The sequence below is a fragment of the Herbaspirillum sp. SJZ106 genome (assembly GCF_006715495.1).
In the GTDB taxonomy this organism is placed as follows: domain Bacteria; phylum Pseudomonadota; class Gammaproteobacteria; order Burkholderiales; family Burkholderiaceae_D; genus Herbaspirillum.
This window is the reverse complement of record NZ_VFNI01000001.1, coordinates 50185-64040: the sequence shown is the minus strand read 5'-3', so window position 1 is coordinate 64040 and position 13856 is coordinate 50185. Positions and strand designations below refer to the sequence as shown.

Sequence of the window (13856 nt, the reverse complement as noted above, 5' to 3'; positions counted from 1 at the left end):
TATTAGATTTGCAACTACGGCGCCATGACCGGCATCCCCTGCCGGCGAATTGGCCTTACCACTGATTCAACTGATGAATTTTACTCTCTTGCGGCAAAGTGATTCGGCAAATCTCCGATGCCTTTTCGGCTCGCCCGCCAAATCAAGTGAATTCTTTATCGTTTTTTGCTTGCCGGCCAGGCCAGGCAAGATGCCGTGCCGGCCTTGCACAAGCGCTGCGCGCAGCTTAAGCTCGCGCAACTTCACACAGGGAGAAATCACATGGGCAACCGCCTCTCAAAGATCGCCACCCGCACCGGCGATGACGGCAGCACCGGCCTGGGCGACGGCAGCCGCGTCGGCAAGGACAGCCTGCGCATCCAGGCGCTGGGCGATGTGGACGAACTCAATTCGCAGTTGGGACTGCTGCTGTGCGAGGACTTGCCGGACGATGTGCGACAGGCGCTGCTTTCGATCCAGCACGACCTGTTCGACCTCGGCGGCGAACTGTGCATCCCGGGCTATACGGTGCTGGCCGACGCCCACCTGGCGCGACTGGATGCGCTGCTGGAACAGTACAACGGCGCCTTGCCGCCGCTCAAGGAATTCATCCTGCCCGGCGGCTCGCGCGGGGCGGCATTGGCGCACGTCTGCCGCACCGTCTGCCGCCGCGCCGAGCGCAGCGTGGTGCTGCTGGACAAGGCCGAAGCCGGCACCGTCAACGCCCCGGCGCGGCAATACCTGAACCGCCTGTCCGACCTATGCTTTGTGCTCGCGCGCATACTGAACCGCGCCGCGGGCGGGCAGGACGTGCTGTGGGAAAAGGATCGGGCGCGCTGATCGCCGATCGGTATGCGCCAAACAAAACGCCCCGCATTCGCGGGGCGTTTTGTTTGCAACGGATAGATCTCAATCAGCCGTTGCTGACCACCAGCCGCGGCTGGTCCTTGCCGAAACGCTGCACGATGGACTGGGCGATGCCGGCGGCGTCCAGCCCGCATTGCGCCAGCAATTGGCCCGCATCGCCGTGGTCGATGAAACGGTCGGGCAGGCCCAGGTGCAGCACCGGCCTGGAGATGCCGGCGGCGGCCAGCGCTTCCGACACGGCGGCGCCGGCCCCGCCCATGATGCAGCCTTCTTCCACTGTCACCAGCGCTTCGTGGGTGGCGGCCAGTTGCTTGACCAGCTCCACGTCCAGCGGCTTGATGAAGCGCATGTTGGCGACCGTGGCGTTGAGCTTGTCGCCCGCGCCCAGGGCCGGCGCGACCATGGTGCCGAAAGCCAGGATGGCGATGCCCTTGCCCTCGCGGCGGACTTCGCCCTTGCCCCAGGGCAGCACATCCAATGTCTTTTCCACGGCGGCGCCAATGCCTGCGCCGCGCGGGTAACGCACCGCGGCCGGGCCGTTGTGCTGGTAGGCGGTGGACAGCATCTTGCGGCATTCGTCCTCGTCGGACGCGGCCAGCACCGCCATGTTCGGGATACAGCGCAGGAAGGCCAGGTCGTAGTTGCCGGCGTGCGTGGCGCCGTCGGCGCCGACCAGGCCGGCGCGGTCCAGCGCGAAGGTCACGTCCAGGTTCTGCAGCGCCACGTCATGGATCAACTGGTCGTAGGCGCGCTGCAGGAAGGTCGAATAGATCGCCACCACCGGCTTCATGCCCTCGCAGGCCATGCCGGCGGCGAAGGTCACCGCGTGCTGCTCGGCGATGCCGACGTCGTAGTAGCGTTCGGGGAATTTCTTTTCGAAGCCCACCATGCCCGAGCCTTCGCGCATGGCCGGCGTGATGCCGACCAGCTTGTCGTCGGCCGCGGCCATGTCGCACAGCCAGTCGCCGAACACTTGCGTATAGGTCAGCTTGCCGCCGGCGCTGGGCTTGATGCCTTCGCTGGGATTGAACTTGCCGGGGCCGTGGTACAGCACCGGGTCGGCCTCGGCCAGCTTGTAGCCCTGGCCTTTCTTGGTGACCACGTGCAGGAACTGCGGCCCCTTGAGGTTCTTCAGGTTCTGCAGCGTGGGGATCAGCGAGTCGAGGTCGTGGCCGTCGATGGGGCCGATGTAGTTGAAGCCGAATTCCTCGAACATGGTGGCCGGCACGATCATGCCCTTGGCATGCTCTTCCAGGCGCTTGGCCAGTTCCAGCATCGGCGCCGGCAGCACCGACTTGCCCATGTCGCGCGCACGGGCGTAGAACTTGCCCGACATCAGGCGCGCCAGGTAGCGGTTGAGCGCGCCCACCGGCGGCGAGATCGACATGTCGTTGTCGTTGAGGATCACCAGCAGGTTGATGTCGTCATGGACGCCGGCATTGTTGAGCGCCTCGAAGGCCATGCCGGCGGTCATCGCGCCATCGCCGATGACGGCGATGGAATGGCGGTCCGAACCCTGCGTCCTGGCGGCCAGGGCCATGCCCAGCGCCGCCGAGATCGAGGTCGACGAATGCGCGGTGCCGAAGGTGTCGTAGTCGCTTTCCGCGCGGCGCGGGAAACCGGAGATGCCGTCCTGCTGGCGCAGCGTCGACATGCGGTCGCGGCGGCCGGTGAGGATCTTGTGCGGATAGGTCTGGTGGCCGACATCCCACACGATGCGGTCTTGCGGCGTGTTGAACACGTAATGCAGCGCGATGGTCAGCTCCACCGTACCGAGGTTGGACGACAGGTGGCCGCCGGTCTTGGACACCGAGTCCAGCACGAAACCGCGCAACTCCTCGGCCAGCGGCTTGAGTTGGGGGCGGGACAGGCGGCGCAGGTCGGCCGGGTCGTTGATGGTATTGAGCAGCATACTGTGTTGTTACCGTTGTTACCGTTTGATTGGGTCTGAAGACCGTGCGCCCATGCACGAATGCGATGGCTGCGCGGTCGGCCTCATGCCTTACGTTGCACGATCAGGTCGGCCAGTTCGCGCAGGCGGCGCGCCTTGTCGCCGAACGGCGCCAGCGCCTGGTGCGCGTTGCCGCGCAGCTTTTCGGCCAGCGCCTGCGATTCGCCCAGGCCGAGGATCGAGACATAAGTCGGCTTGTTGTCGGCCGCGTCCTTGCCGGCGGTCTTGCCCAGCGTGGCCGAGTCGGCGGTGGCGTCGAGGATGTCGTCGACCACCTGGAACGCCAGGCCGATGGCGCGCGCGTAGTCGTCCAGCGCCGCGCTCTCCCCGGCCGTCAGCGCCTTGCCGCCCAGCGCGCCCAGCAGCACCGCCGCGCGCAGCAGGGCCCCGGTCTTGAGGCGATGCATCTGTTCCAGCTCGGACAGCGACAGCGTCATGCCGACGCTGGCCAGGTCGATCGCCTGGCCGCCGCACATGCCGACCGAACCGGCGGCCTGCGCCAGCAGGTTCAACATGCGCAGCTGGCGCGCCGGCATGCCGGCGTCGGCGACGCCCAGCTCGGCCTCCAGCGGCGCCGACAGCGTGTCGAAGGCTTGCGCCTGCAAGGCATCGCCCACCAGCAGCGCGGTGGCCTCATCGTACTGGATGTGGACGGTGGGCTTGCCGCGGCGCAGGGCGTCGTCGTCCATGCACGGCATGTCGTCATGCACCAGCGAATAGACGTGGATCATCTCGACCGCGGCGGCGGCGCGCTCCAGCAGCGGCAGCGGCGTATCGAACACGTCGCCGGCGGCGTATACCAGCAGCGGGCGCACGCGCTTGCCGCCGTCCAGCGCGGTATAGCGCATGGCCTCATGCAGGCGCGCCGGCACCACCGACAGCGGCGGCAGGAAGCGGTCGAGCACGGTTTCCATGCCGGCCTGCACTTGCTGCATCCAATCGAGGAAAGACAAGGAGGCTCCCAGGCGCGCTGTCATCAATCCTCCTCGCCGGTGTTGGGCTCGGCGCTGAAGGGCTTGAGCATCTCGCCTTCGAGCACCTTGACCTGGCTGTCGACCTTGTCCAGTTGGGCCGCGCAGAACTTCACCAGCTCCGAGCCGCGCTTGTAGGCGGCCACCGAAGCTTCCAGCGGCAGTTCACCGGCTTCCATCTGCGCCACGAGCTGCTCCAGCTCTTGCATGGCTTGCTCAAAGGACGCGGGCGCATTGGCGGCGGCAGTGGCTGAGGTTCTTGGCATATCGACCCATTTGAAAATCTAACCTGCTATTTTAGAACAAACCGCCGGTTCCAAAATCAATTCAACATAGGAATTGCAGCGGCACGGCAGGTTCAACAGCGCGAACTCAGCCGAAATGCTGTCTAAATGACCTCAAAACCGGGAACCTTATGGGGGTTTTGAGGTATAATCCCCGGTTCTGTCCAAAATTTCCTCTTCATATTATTTGAACACAGGTTTTTGCGGATTTTCTTCCTTAGGTTGGTGCAAATTAATTTGGGGGCGGAAATGTCCGATCTTGCTACTTTTGCCAAATTGGCGCGCTCAAACGCGCAACTTCCGGTCAACGTCTACTTCGACGAGCCGCTTTACCAGCGGGAACTCCACACCTTATTCCAGCAAGGACCACGCTACGTCGGCCATGAGCTGATGGTGCCGGAAACCGGCGACTACGCCACGTTGCCTTGGGAAAACGAAGGCCGCATGCTGGTGCGCAACGCGCACGGCATCGAGCTGGTGTCCAACGTATGCCGCCACCGCCAGGCCAAGATGCTGGACGGCCGCGGCAATGCGCGCAATATCGTGTGCCCGCTGCACCGCTGGACCTATGACCTCAAGGGCGAGCTGATCGGGGCCCCGCATTTTGGCGAAACGCCCTGCCTGAACCTGTCCAAGACGCCGCTGCAGAACTGGAACGGCCTGCTGTTCGAGGCCAACGGTGCCAATGTGGCGCAGCAGTTGAAGCACCTCGGCGTGGCTCGCGACCTGGATTTCTCGGGCTACCTGTACGACCACACCGAAGTCCACCAGTGCGATTACAACTGGAAGACCTTCATCGAGGTCTACCTTGAGGATTACCACGTCGAGCCCTTCCATCCGGGCCTGGGCAACTTCGTCAGCTGCGACGACCTGACATGGGAATTCGGCCGCGACTACAGCGTCCAGACCGTGGGGGTGAACCACGGCCTGGCCAGGTCCGGCTCGCCGACCTACGCCAAGTGGCAGGAAAAGCTGCTCAAGTTCGGCAACGGCACGCCGCCCAAGTACGGCGCGATCTGGCTCACGCTCTATCCCAACATCATGGTCGAGTGGTATCCGCATGTGCTGGTGGTGTCGACGCTGTGGCCCAACGGCCCGCAGAAGACCACCAACGTGGTCGAGTTCTACTATCCGGAAGAGATCGCCCTGTTCGAACGCGAGATGGTGGAGGCCGAACGCGCCGCCTACATGGAGACCTGCATCGAGGACGACGAGATCGCCCTGCGCATGGATGCAGGCCGTCGTATACTGATGGAGCGCGGCACCAGCGAAGTCGGCCCCTACCAGTCGCCGATGGAAGACGGCATGCAGCACTTCCACGAGTGGTACCGCACCCAGCTCGAGGTGCCGGCAGGCGCGCAAGAATAGATAAATAGACAGACATGCCCGCGCATGACGCGGGCTCTCCAGGGGAGGCGGCACATGCAGGCGCAGCGGCAGGGATCAGGCAAGACCGAACCTTACTGTCGCAGTTGCCCCGCCATGGTTGCCAAAACGCCAACCTCGATTGCAGTTGCAGTATCGGATCGGCAGCATCGGACTCGTCCGGCGCTGCCGATTTTGTTTTTGCGGGCGCGGGACGGCAGTCCTTCAACCGGCCGCCCCGCGCCGCGCACCGATAACGTAAAAACCGCCCCATCCACAACCAACCATCACCGCCATGCAATCGCTCTGGATGCTCGTCGCTTCTTTCCTGTTTTCCATCATGGGGGTGTGCGTCAAGCTGGCTGGCGACTACTACACCACCGCTGAGATCGTCCTGTGCCGCGGGCTGGTGGGCGTGGCCGTGATCTGCGGCATCGTGTTCGTGCGCGGCGGCACCTTCCGCACGCCCTTTCCCAGGGATCACCTGATCCGCGGCGGCGTCGGCGTAGTCTCGCTGTGGATGTGGTTCTATTCGTTCAGCCTGCTGCCGATCGCCACCGCCACCACGCTCAACTACATGTCCTCGATCTGGATCGCGGCCATGCTGTTCGCCGCCAACTGGTGGAAAGGCGCCAAGAAATTCGAATGGGGCCTGGCCGGCACCGTGCTGATGAGTTTCATTGGCGTGGCGCTGCTGATGCGCCCATCGCTCGACGCCAACCAGTTGCTGGGCGGCATGGTGGCGCTGGTATCGGGCGTGCTCTCGGCGCTGGTCTACCTGCAGGTGCGCAAGCTGGGCCTGCTGGGGGAACCCGAATACCGCGTGGTGTTCTACTTCTCGTTGACCGGCTTGGTGGCCGGGTTGGCGGGCAGCCTGTTTACCGGCAAGATCCCGTTGCTGCACACGCATTCGGCCACCGGCGCGCTGCTGGTGTTGGCCATCGGCCTGACGGCGACGCTGGCGCAAATCGCCATGACGCGCGCCTATCGTCTGGGCAACACGCTCCTGACGGCCAACCTGCAATATACGGGCATCGTGTTTTCCAGCCTGTTCGGGGTAGTCATCTGGAACGACGCGCCGGGCTGGGTCGGCTGGAGCGGCATGGCCATCATCCTGGCCAGCGGCATCTTCGCCACTTACCGCAACCAGCGCAGCAGCCAGACCACCGCCAAGAACGTGCCCAAGGTCGACCCCATCGCGACAGAAGTGTGAACCCCGATTATCCGAATCCGACAACCAGGAGAGACCGCATGACCTACAACACCCTGATCAGCGCCGCCGAACTGAAATCGCGTGCGCAATACCTGAACCTGGTCATCGTCGATTGCCGCCACGACCTGGCCAACCCGAACGCCGGGCGCGACGCCTATGCCGCCGGCCACATCGCCCAGGCGCGCTTCGCCCATCTGGACGACATCCTGTCCGGCCCCAAGACCGATGCCGAAGGCCGCTTCCACGGCCGCCATCCGCTGCCCGACCGCCAGCGGTTCGTCGAGGCGATGCGCACGCTGGGCATCAACAACGATACCCAGGTGGTGGCCTACGACGCCCACGGCGGCATGTTCGCCGCGCGGCTGTGGTGGCTCTTGCGCTGGATCGGGCACAGCGACGTGGCGGTGCTGGATGGCGGCCTGTCCGCCTGGCAGGCCATCGGTGAACAGTTGACCGCGGAAGTGCCGCCGCCGGCCGCCCATGGCAACGTCCAGGACCTGACCTCGATCGTCAAGACGGTCGATGCGCATGCGCTGGTGGAGAATCTGAAATCGCAAACGCTGCAGGTCGTGGATGCGCGCGCGCCGGACCGCTTCCGCGGCGAGAACGAAACCATGGATGCGGTCGGCGGCCACATCCCGGGCGCCCGGAACCGTTTCTTCAAGGACAACCTGCAGGCCGATGGCAGCTTCAAGGATGCCGCCCGGTTGCGCGAGGAATGGCTGTCGGTGATCGGCGATCCGCATGCCGCGGTGATGCAGTGCGGCTCGGGCGTGACGGCCTGCCACAACCTGCTGGCGCTGGAAGTGGCCGGACTGGGCGGCGCCCGCCTGTATCCGGGCTCCTGGAGCGAATGGAGTTCGGACCCCAGGCGCCCGGTCGCGACCGGCGCCTGAACCGCTTCCCGACTCGCCGCGCCGGCCGCATCAGTTCCCGTGCGGCGCCTGCAAGCCCGCCGCCCTCAAGCCCCCGATGAAGGCCTGCACGAACTGCATCACCATGGCCGGCGCATCGCGCCGCCGCAGCAGCGCGACCTCCGAATAGAAATCGGCGTCCTTGACCGCCGGAAAGCTCACGCCCGCTGCCAGCGAAATACTGGCCATGCTCTGCGGCACCACGGCGATGCCGAAGCCGGCGTTGACCAGGCTCAGGAGCGAGTTCTTGCGCGAAGTGGCGCGCGCCACGCGCGGATAGAAGCCGTGCGCGATGCAGCGCTCGGCCACCAGGTAACTCAACCCGCCGCGGTCGCGGTGCGGCACCGAAACAAACTGCTCTTCGCGCAACTCCGATATCTCCACCTCGTCGCGCTGCGCCAGCCGGTGCGTGGCCGGCACCGCCGCCACCAATCGCTCGCGATACAGCACCGTGCTCTCCAGGTTGGGATGCTTGCGCAGGATGGGCAGGCGCGCCAGGCCGATGTCGGCGCTGCCCTCGTCGATTTCGCGCGCCTGGTATTCGGACGGCGCCTGCGAAATCTCCAGCGAAATGCCGGGAAAGGCCTTGAGCGCAGCGTTCAGGGTCGGCCCCAGCGGCGCCGACAGCGGCACCGAACTGGAATGCAGCAGGCGCAACGCGCCATGCTCGCCCTTGCCGATGGTGCGCGCCTGGGCCACGGCACGGTCGATATCGAGCAGGATCTTGCGGCTGCGCTCGTAGAAATCCTGCCCGGCATCGGTGAGCTCGAACTGCTTGGCGTCGCGCCGCAGCAGCACCACGTCGAGATCCCCCTCCAATTCCTTGATCTGCCGGCTCAGTGCCGACTGGGCGATGAACAGGCGTTCCGCCGCGCGCGTATAGCCGCCGGCTTCGACGATTTCGACGAAGTACCTGAGCTGCCGAAATGAAATCATGTCTCCTCCCAGAGTCTCCATATCGTTTTGAGATGGCGCCCCGCCCCATTTGATATTGGCGCGGCGGGCGGCGCACGCATACAGTGAAGCCATCCACAACGCCCGCGCCATGCGGGCCCTTTTCCCAAGGACCCATTGTGCTTGACGACCTGTTGTTGTTCCTCGGCCTGCTCGGCCTCGTTTTCAGCATCGGCATCCGCTGGACGATGCGGCGCGGAAGCAAGCGTAACGGCAATCCGCGCTAAAGCGCACTGAAGCGCACTGAAGCGCACCAACGCGCGCTCAATACAAGACGTCGCGAAAGTCGTCTTCGCCCCGCACGCCGGCATCGCCGGTGAAGTGCCGGATCAGTTCCAGCAGCTTGTCATCCCGGTAAGGCTTGCCCATGTAATGGTTGACCCCCACCTCCATCGCGCGCTCGCGGTGCTTGGCGCCGGTGCGGGAAGTGATCATGATGATGGGCTTGTGGCGCGTGGACTCGTTGTCGCGCAGGTGGCGCACCAGAGTATAGCCGTCCATGCGCGGCATCTCGATATCGACCAGGAAAATGTCCGGCGTCAGGTCGTGCAACTGGGCGATGGCGTCATAGCCGTCGGTGGCCGTCGCCACCGCATAGCCTTCGCGCGCCAGCAGGCGCTGCATCACCTTGCGCACCGTGAGCGAGTCGTCGACCACCATCACCAGTTTCTGTTCGGGGCGCGGCGCGGCTTCGGCCTGGCGGCTTGGCGACCGGCGGATTGCGGTGCGGCGCGCCAGCAGCAGTGGATTGATGATCAGGGCGATCTCGCCGTTGCCCAGCACGGTGGCGCCGACCACGCCGACCAGGGTGTCGAGTTGCGGCCCAAGCGGCTTGGCGACCACTTCCCGGTTGCCCAAGACCTGGTCCACCAGAATCGCCACCAGGTCGTTGCCGCCCTTGACGAACAAGGCATAGCTCGACGCCTGCGGCAAGCGGCCGTCGGCACGCGGCTCGTCGAGCAACCGCTCCAGCGGATGCAGCGCCACCATGCGCCCGCCTTCGGCCAGGGCCCCCGTGTCCAGCGCCTGCTGCATCTCCTTGCCGCGCAACTGCACCACCTTGTCGACCAGCATCGATGGAATCGCATAGGTCTGCTCGCCCTGCCGCAACAGGCAGACCTGCTTGACGGCCAGCGACAACGGCAAATGGATCGTGAAATGCGTGCCCGCGCCGGCCTGCGACTGCACCGAGATGCGCCCGCCCAACGCCGTCACTTCGGAGCGCACGACATCCATGCCCACGCCACGCCCGGCCAGGGACGACACTGCCGATGCGGTGGTGAAACCGGGTTCGAAGATCAGTTCGCTCACCCGCGCGTCGTCCAGCGCGGCATCGGCGCCGATCAGCCCCTGCGCGGCGCCCTTGCGGCGGATGGCGGCCAGGTCGAGGCCGCGGCCGTCGTCGGCGATGCGGATGATGGCTTCGCTGCCCTCCTGCGCGGCCTGCACGCTGAGCCGGCCGGCCGCCTGCTTGCCTGCCGCGGCGCGCTCGGCGCCGGCCTCGATGCCATGCACGGCGGCATTGCGCAGCAAGTGCTCGAAGGGTCCGATCATCCGCTCCAGGATGCCGCGGTCCAGTTCGACGTCGCCGCCGCCGATGTCCAGCGCCAGCGCCTTGCCGGTTTCATTGCCCAACTGCCGCACCAGATGCTGCAAGCGCTGCTCCAGGCTCCTGAACTTGACCATGCGGGTGTACATCAGCTCCTGCTGCAACTCGCGCGTGAGGCGCCCTTGCCGCCGCAAGCCTTCCTGCGTCTTGCCGGCCGAATCGATCAGCTGTTTTTGCAGTGACGCCGCATCGTTGACGCTCTCGGCCATCATGCGCGTGAGTTCCTGCAAGTAGGTGAAGCGATCCAGCTCCAGCGGGTCGAAACGCACGCTCTCGCCGCCGGCATGATGGGAAGCCTCGATCTGGATCTCCGCCTGGATTTCCACATCGCGCAACTGGGCCGACAACTTGGCGATATTCTCCGCCAGTTCGCGTGCGCCCTTATGCAAGGCATCGACTTCGTTTTCCAGCTGCGAGCGCGCGATGGACACTTCACCGACCTGGTTGAGCAACTTGTCGAGCACGCTGACCTTGATGCGCACCAGCGGCGAAGCCAGCTTGCGTTCGCTTTCGGACAAGCGTTGCAGCGGCGCGGATGCGCCATCGACGGCGCCCAGCGCGCCCAGTTGCTCCAGGGCTTCGAACTGCTTGAGCGCCTGGTCGTACAGCACCAGCAAGCCGGCCACGGCATCCGGCCCGTCTTGCTGGCGCAGCATGCGCTGCACGCCGCTTTCCAGCTCATGCATCAGTTGCCCCAGGCGCAAGGCGCCGGCCATGCGCGCGCTGCCCTTGACGGTATGCAGCGGCCGCTGCAATTCGGAAATGGCCGCGCGATCGGAAGCGTCGCGCTGGAAGCGCTGCAATCCCTCGCCCACCGCCGCCAGCAGATCCTGCCCCTCTTCCAGGAAGACCGGCAGCAGGTCGTGGTCGATTTCGTCGCGCAACTCGCCGGCCGCGTCGGCAAGCGGGAGCGGGGCCGCCGCCGCACCGGGGGAAGGGCCGGCTGCCGGCGCGGCATTGGCGCGCGGCTGGCGCACATGCTGCAACAGTGCCGACAAGGCTTCGCTCTCCCGCGCCGGCGCCGGCGGCAGGTCGCCCTGCCGGTACTGCTCCTGCATGGCCTCCATGGCATCGACCGCACGCTCCACGGTCGCCAGCTGGTCGCCGTCGAGCCCGCCGGCCGCCGCCTTGACCTGCTCCAGCAAGTCATCCAGCAAGGCGGCCAACTGCTGCATGCCGGCAAACCCGGCCGTGGCGCTGCAGCCGCGCAAGGTATGGACGGCGCGCATGAACAAGGGCGGCGCCGGCGCAATCAGGCCGCTGTTTGCCTTGGCGCGCCAACTGCTGCCATGCTGGCGCAGGGTCTTGAACAACTGGCGGGCCTCGTTCAGATAGATGTCGCGCAACTGGGGATCGACAGTGGCGGCATTGACTGCATCGGATGATCGGGCAACGGCGGGAGCGGCTGCCGGCGGGTTATCGGCCGCCGTATCGGCCGGCGTTTGCCGCAAGGCGGGGACAACCGGGTTTTCGCGCTCCGGCGGCTGCGCTGCCGCCACGCCATTGCGCAAGGCCAGGGCCGCGGCCACCAGCGACGGCGCGGTGCGGCACGAGCCGCCTTGCGTGGCGAGGTCCCCGATCCATTCCTCCAGCAACAGCCGGCTGTTTTCCAGGAACGTCAGTACCGGCGGCGCCAGCACGGCGCGCCCGGCCGTGCGCGCTTGGGCGAGGCAGGCATTGAGCAGTTTCTCCACCGCATGCGCGGCATCGGCAAGCGCCGCCAGCCCGACCATGCGCCCGCTGCCCTTGAAGGTATGAAAGCAACGGCGCACGCTGGCCAGCAATTCCGGATCGGCGAGCCCATCTGCAAGCCTGGGCAGCTCCTCGCGCAAACTGCCGAGCATCTGGTGCGCCTCGGTCAGGAATACGTCCATCATCTCCGGGTCGCGCTCCTGCGGCTGCCACTGGCCAAGGGCGTCCTGCGCGAAATGGCCCGAGGCTGGCGCTGCCGTCGCATCGGCCGGCACAGGCGCGTCGCCGTCCTGGTCGAGCGCGCGCCGGATGTCGGCCAGCAGCGCCGGATCGGCCGGCGCCGCCAACGCCCGGCCCTGGCGTTTGTCCCAGCGGTTGAAAGGAGATCGGCAAGCCTGCTCAAGCAATTGCCCCAGGCGGGCGATGTCGCGCACCAGCGCCGCGCGCCATGCATCGCCGCGTCGCTGCGCCTGCAAGTCCGCGCCGGCGGCAGGCAGGCGCAAGGTACCGGGCAAGCGGGCGGCGGCCTGGACGCGCAAGGTCCTGGCCAGTTCGCGTATCTCGGCCGACCGCAGTTGTGCCGCCAGCCCCTCGATCTTGGCAAAAGCGATGTCGATGTCCGCCGCCGACAGTACCGGCGCCCGGCCCGGCCCGGCCGGCGACCACAACGCCTCCAGCGCCTGCTCGATGCCGGCGAGCTTGCCTTGTATTTTCCGCTCCACCACACCGTCCATGCGGCGCGCCATGTCTGCGCGCAATTCGCGCGAGAACCAGGGAAAGGGTTCGGGCTCGACATCCCCATGGGCAAGCATGGCAAGATGGTCGACGATGCAATCGACCTGCCTGCTGAAGTCCTCTTCGCTGTAGAGACGGCGGCGCAGGCATTCGTCGAAGAAGATCAGGCAACTGCTCACCTCGCGGTCGCGGCCATCGGCCCGCTGCGACATCGCCAGGTCCAGTGCCAGGCGGCCCAACGCGTCCAGGAAACCCGACATGCCCGGCGCGCGCAGGCGCGGCCAGATCCTGCGGCTGACCGCGCCTGCGCGCAATACGATTTCGCACCATTCCCAGGCGGCGTCGATACGTCCGGCGGCGGCGCCAATGCCGACGCAACGGTCCCACGCGACCAGCAAGTCGGCTGCCAGCAGCATCAGCCTGAGCATCTGTTGCGACTCGTCGCCCGGCCGCGGCTTATAGAGCGCCTGTTCATCCGCCATGGCCTGCAGGAAGGCGATGCGGCGCGAGACAAAGGCGGTGCGCGCGGCAAGGCTGGAGGGATCGACGGTCGTTGCCGCCAGCAAAGCGGCCAGCGATGACAGCACCGACAGCGCGTGCGCATCCAGCGGCTGGATGCCGGCGGCGATACGGCCGACGAATGCCTGCGCCGGCGCCAGTTCGGGCAGGCCGGACAAGGCGGCCGCCATCGCCCGCACGGCAGCCAAGGCGGCGTCGACACCGCGGTCGGCTTCGAGTTCAGCCAAGGCATGCGCAAAAGCCGCGCTGCGTTCCCTGTCGCTGCCGGGAGGCGCGGGCTTGGCAACGTCTGCGTCTGCGTCTGCGTCTGCGTCTGCGTCTGCGTCTGCGGCCGCATCGTCATGCGCAGGCTGCAGCCGCAGGCTGGCCGTCAGCAACGGCCAGTCGCAGATATCGCTGCTGCCGCCCTTGTCGTACAAGGCATCGAGATAATCGTGCATGCTCCACAGCGCCTGCACGATCGGGGTACTGCCTGCGGGGGGCCAGGCGGATGGGTCTTGTCCGGCACAGCGCAGCAGGCGCGCATGGGCCGTGGCCATCAGCCGCGCCGCGGCATCGGCCCCGGCCAGGGCGAGCACGTGCATCAGTTCGGACAGGCCGGCGGCCGCAAGCGCTGCCTGCTGTGCCGGCGGCGCCTGGCTGGGGGCGCCATCCAGATTGGCGATGAGCTGGTCGAGCGCCTCATGCAGCGCCGCCGCCAGCATCCTCAGGTTGTCCGAGATCTGCGCGCGCGGCTGCAGCCTTGCAGCCGGGGTAGCGGAGATGGCCATGGCGGCCTCCATCGATGACATTGCGGCAGGCAA

The 13856-nt window shown here is 66.3% G+C and carries 9 protein-coding genes; 4 read left to right on the top strand and 5 right to left on the bottom strand.

Annotation, left to right across the window (positions count from 1 at the left end; genetic code table 11):
- The first annotated feature begins 261 nt into the window (after positions 1 to 261).
- Entirely contained in the window at positions 262 to 819 is a 558-nt protein-coding gene (locus FB598_RS00295; RefSeq protein WP_141911434.1) for a cob(I)yrinic acid a,c-diamide adenosyltransferase, read from the top strand.
- A 73-nt stretch (positions 820 to 892) separates the two neighbouring features.
- On the opposite strand, the gene dxs is transcribed toward FB598_RS00295, so the two are convergent.
- From dxs to FB598_RS00280, 3 genes are all read right to left on the bottom strand, one after another.
- Positions 893 to 2758: a 1-deoxy-D-xylulose-5-phosphate synthase gene (gene dxs / locus FB598_RS00290; RefSeq protein ID WP_141911432.1), complete on the bottom strand. Its 1866-nt coding sequence runs from the start codon at positions 2756 to 2758 to the stop codon at positions 893 to 895.
- 83 nt (positions 2759 to 2841) lie between these two features.
- The gene (locus tag FB598_RS00285; protein ID WP_141911429.1) at positions 2842 to 3774 is read right to left on the bottom strand and encodes a polyprenyl synthetase family protein; all 933 of its coding nucleotides are present in this window, start codon (positions 3772 to 3774) and stop codon (positions 2842 to 2844) included.
- A complete protein-coding gene (locus FB598_RS00280; protein ID WP_141911427.1) occupies positions 3774 to 4034 on the bottom strand; it encodes an exodeoxyribonuclease VII small subunit in 261 nt (86 codons plus the stop codon). The genes FB598_RS00285 and FB598_RS00280 overlap by 1 nt, the downstream gene beginning before the upstream one ends.
- 267 nt (positions 4035 to 4301) lie before the next feature.
- Between FB598_RS00280 and FB598_RS00275 the strand changes: the two genes are divergently transcribed.
- The 3 genes from FB598_RS00275 (at position 4302) to FB598_RS00265 (ending at position 7526) form a co-directional block, all read left to right on the top strand.
- On the top strand, positions 4302 to 5420 hold the full coding sequence (locus FB598_RS00275) for an aromatic ring-hydroxylating dioxygenase subunit alpha (protein WP_141911424.1): 1119 nt from the start codon (positions 4302 to 4304) through the stop codon (positions 5418 to 5420).
- A gap of 292 nt (positions 5421 to 5712) precedes the next feature.
- Positions 5713 to 6630 (top strand): DMT family transporter, encoded by a 918-nt coding sequence (locus FB598_RS00270; protein WP_141911422.1) that lies wholly within the window; start codon positions 5713 to 5715, stop codon positions 6628 to 6630.
- A gap of 38 nt (positions 6631 to 6668) precedes the next feature.
- Positions 6669 to 7526: a sulfurtransferase gene (locus tag FB598_RS00265; protein WP_141911419.1), complete on the top strand. Its 858-nt coding sequence runs from the start codon at positions 6669 to 6671 to the stop codon at positions 7524 to 7526.
- A 30-nt stretch (positions 7527 to 7556) separates the two neighbouring features.
- Here FB598_RS00265 and FB598_RS00260 read toward each other — a convergent pair whose 3' ends face one another.
- Both FB598_RS00260 and FB598_RS00255 read right to left on the bottom strand, forming a co-directional pair.
- Positions 7557 to 8480, bottom strand: coding sequence for a LysR family transcriptional regulator (locus FB598_RS00260; protein WP_141911416.1), 924 nt, complete (start codon positions 8478 to 8480; stop codon positions 7557 to 7559).
- A 282-nt stretch (positions 8481 to 8762) separates the two neighbouring features.
- Complete coding sequence (locus FB598_RS00255; RefSeq protein ID WP_141911414.1) at positions 8763 to 13823, bottom strand: Hpt domain-containing protein; 5061 nt, start codon at positions 13821 to 13823, stop codon at positions 8763 to 8765.
- Between the last annotated feature and the right edge of the window lie 33 nt (positions 13824 to 13856).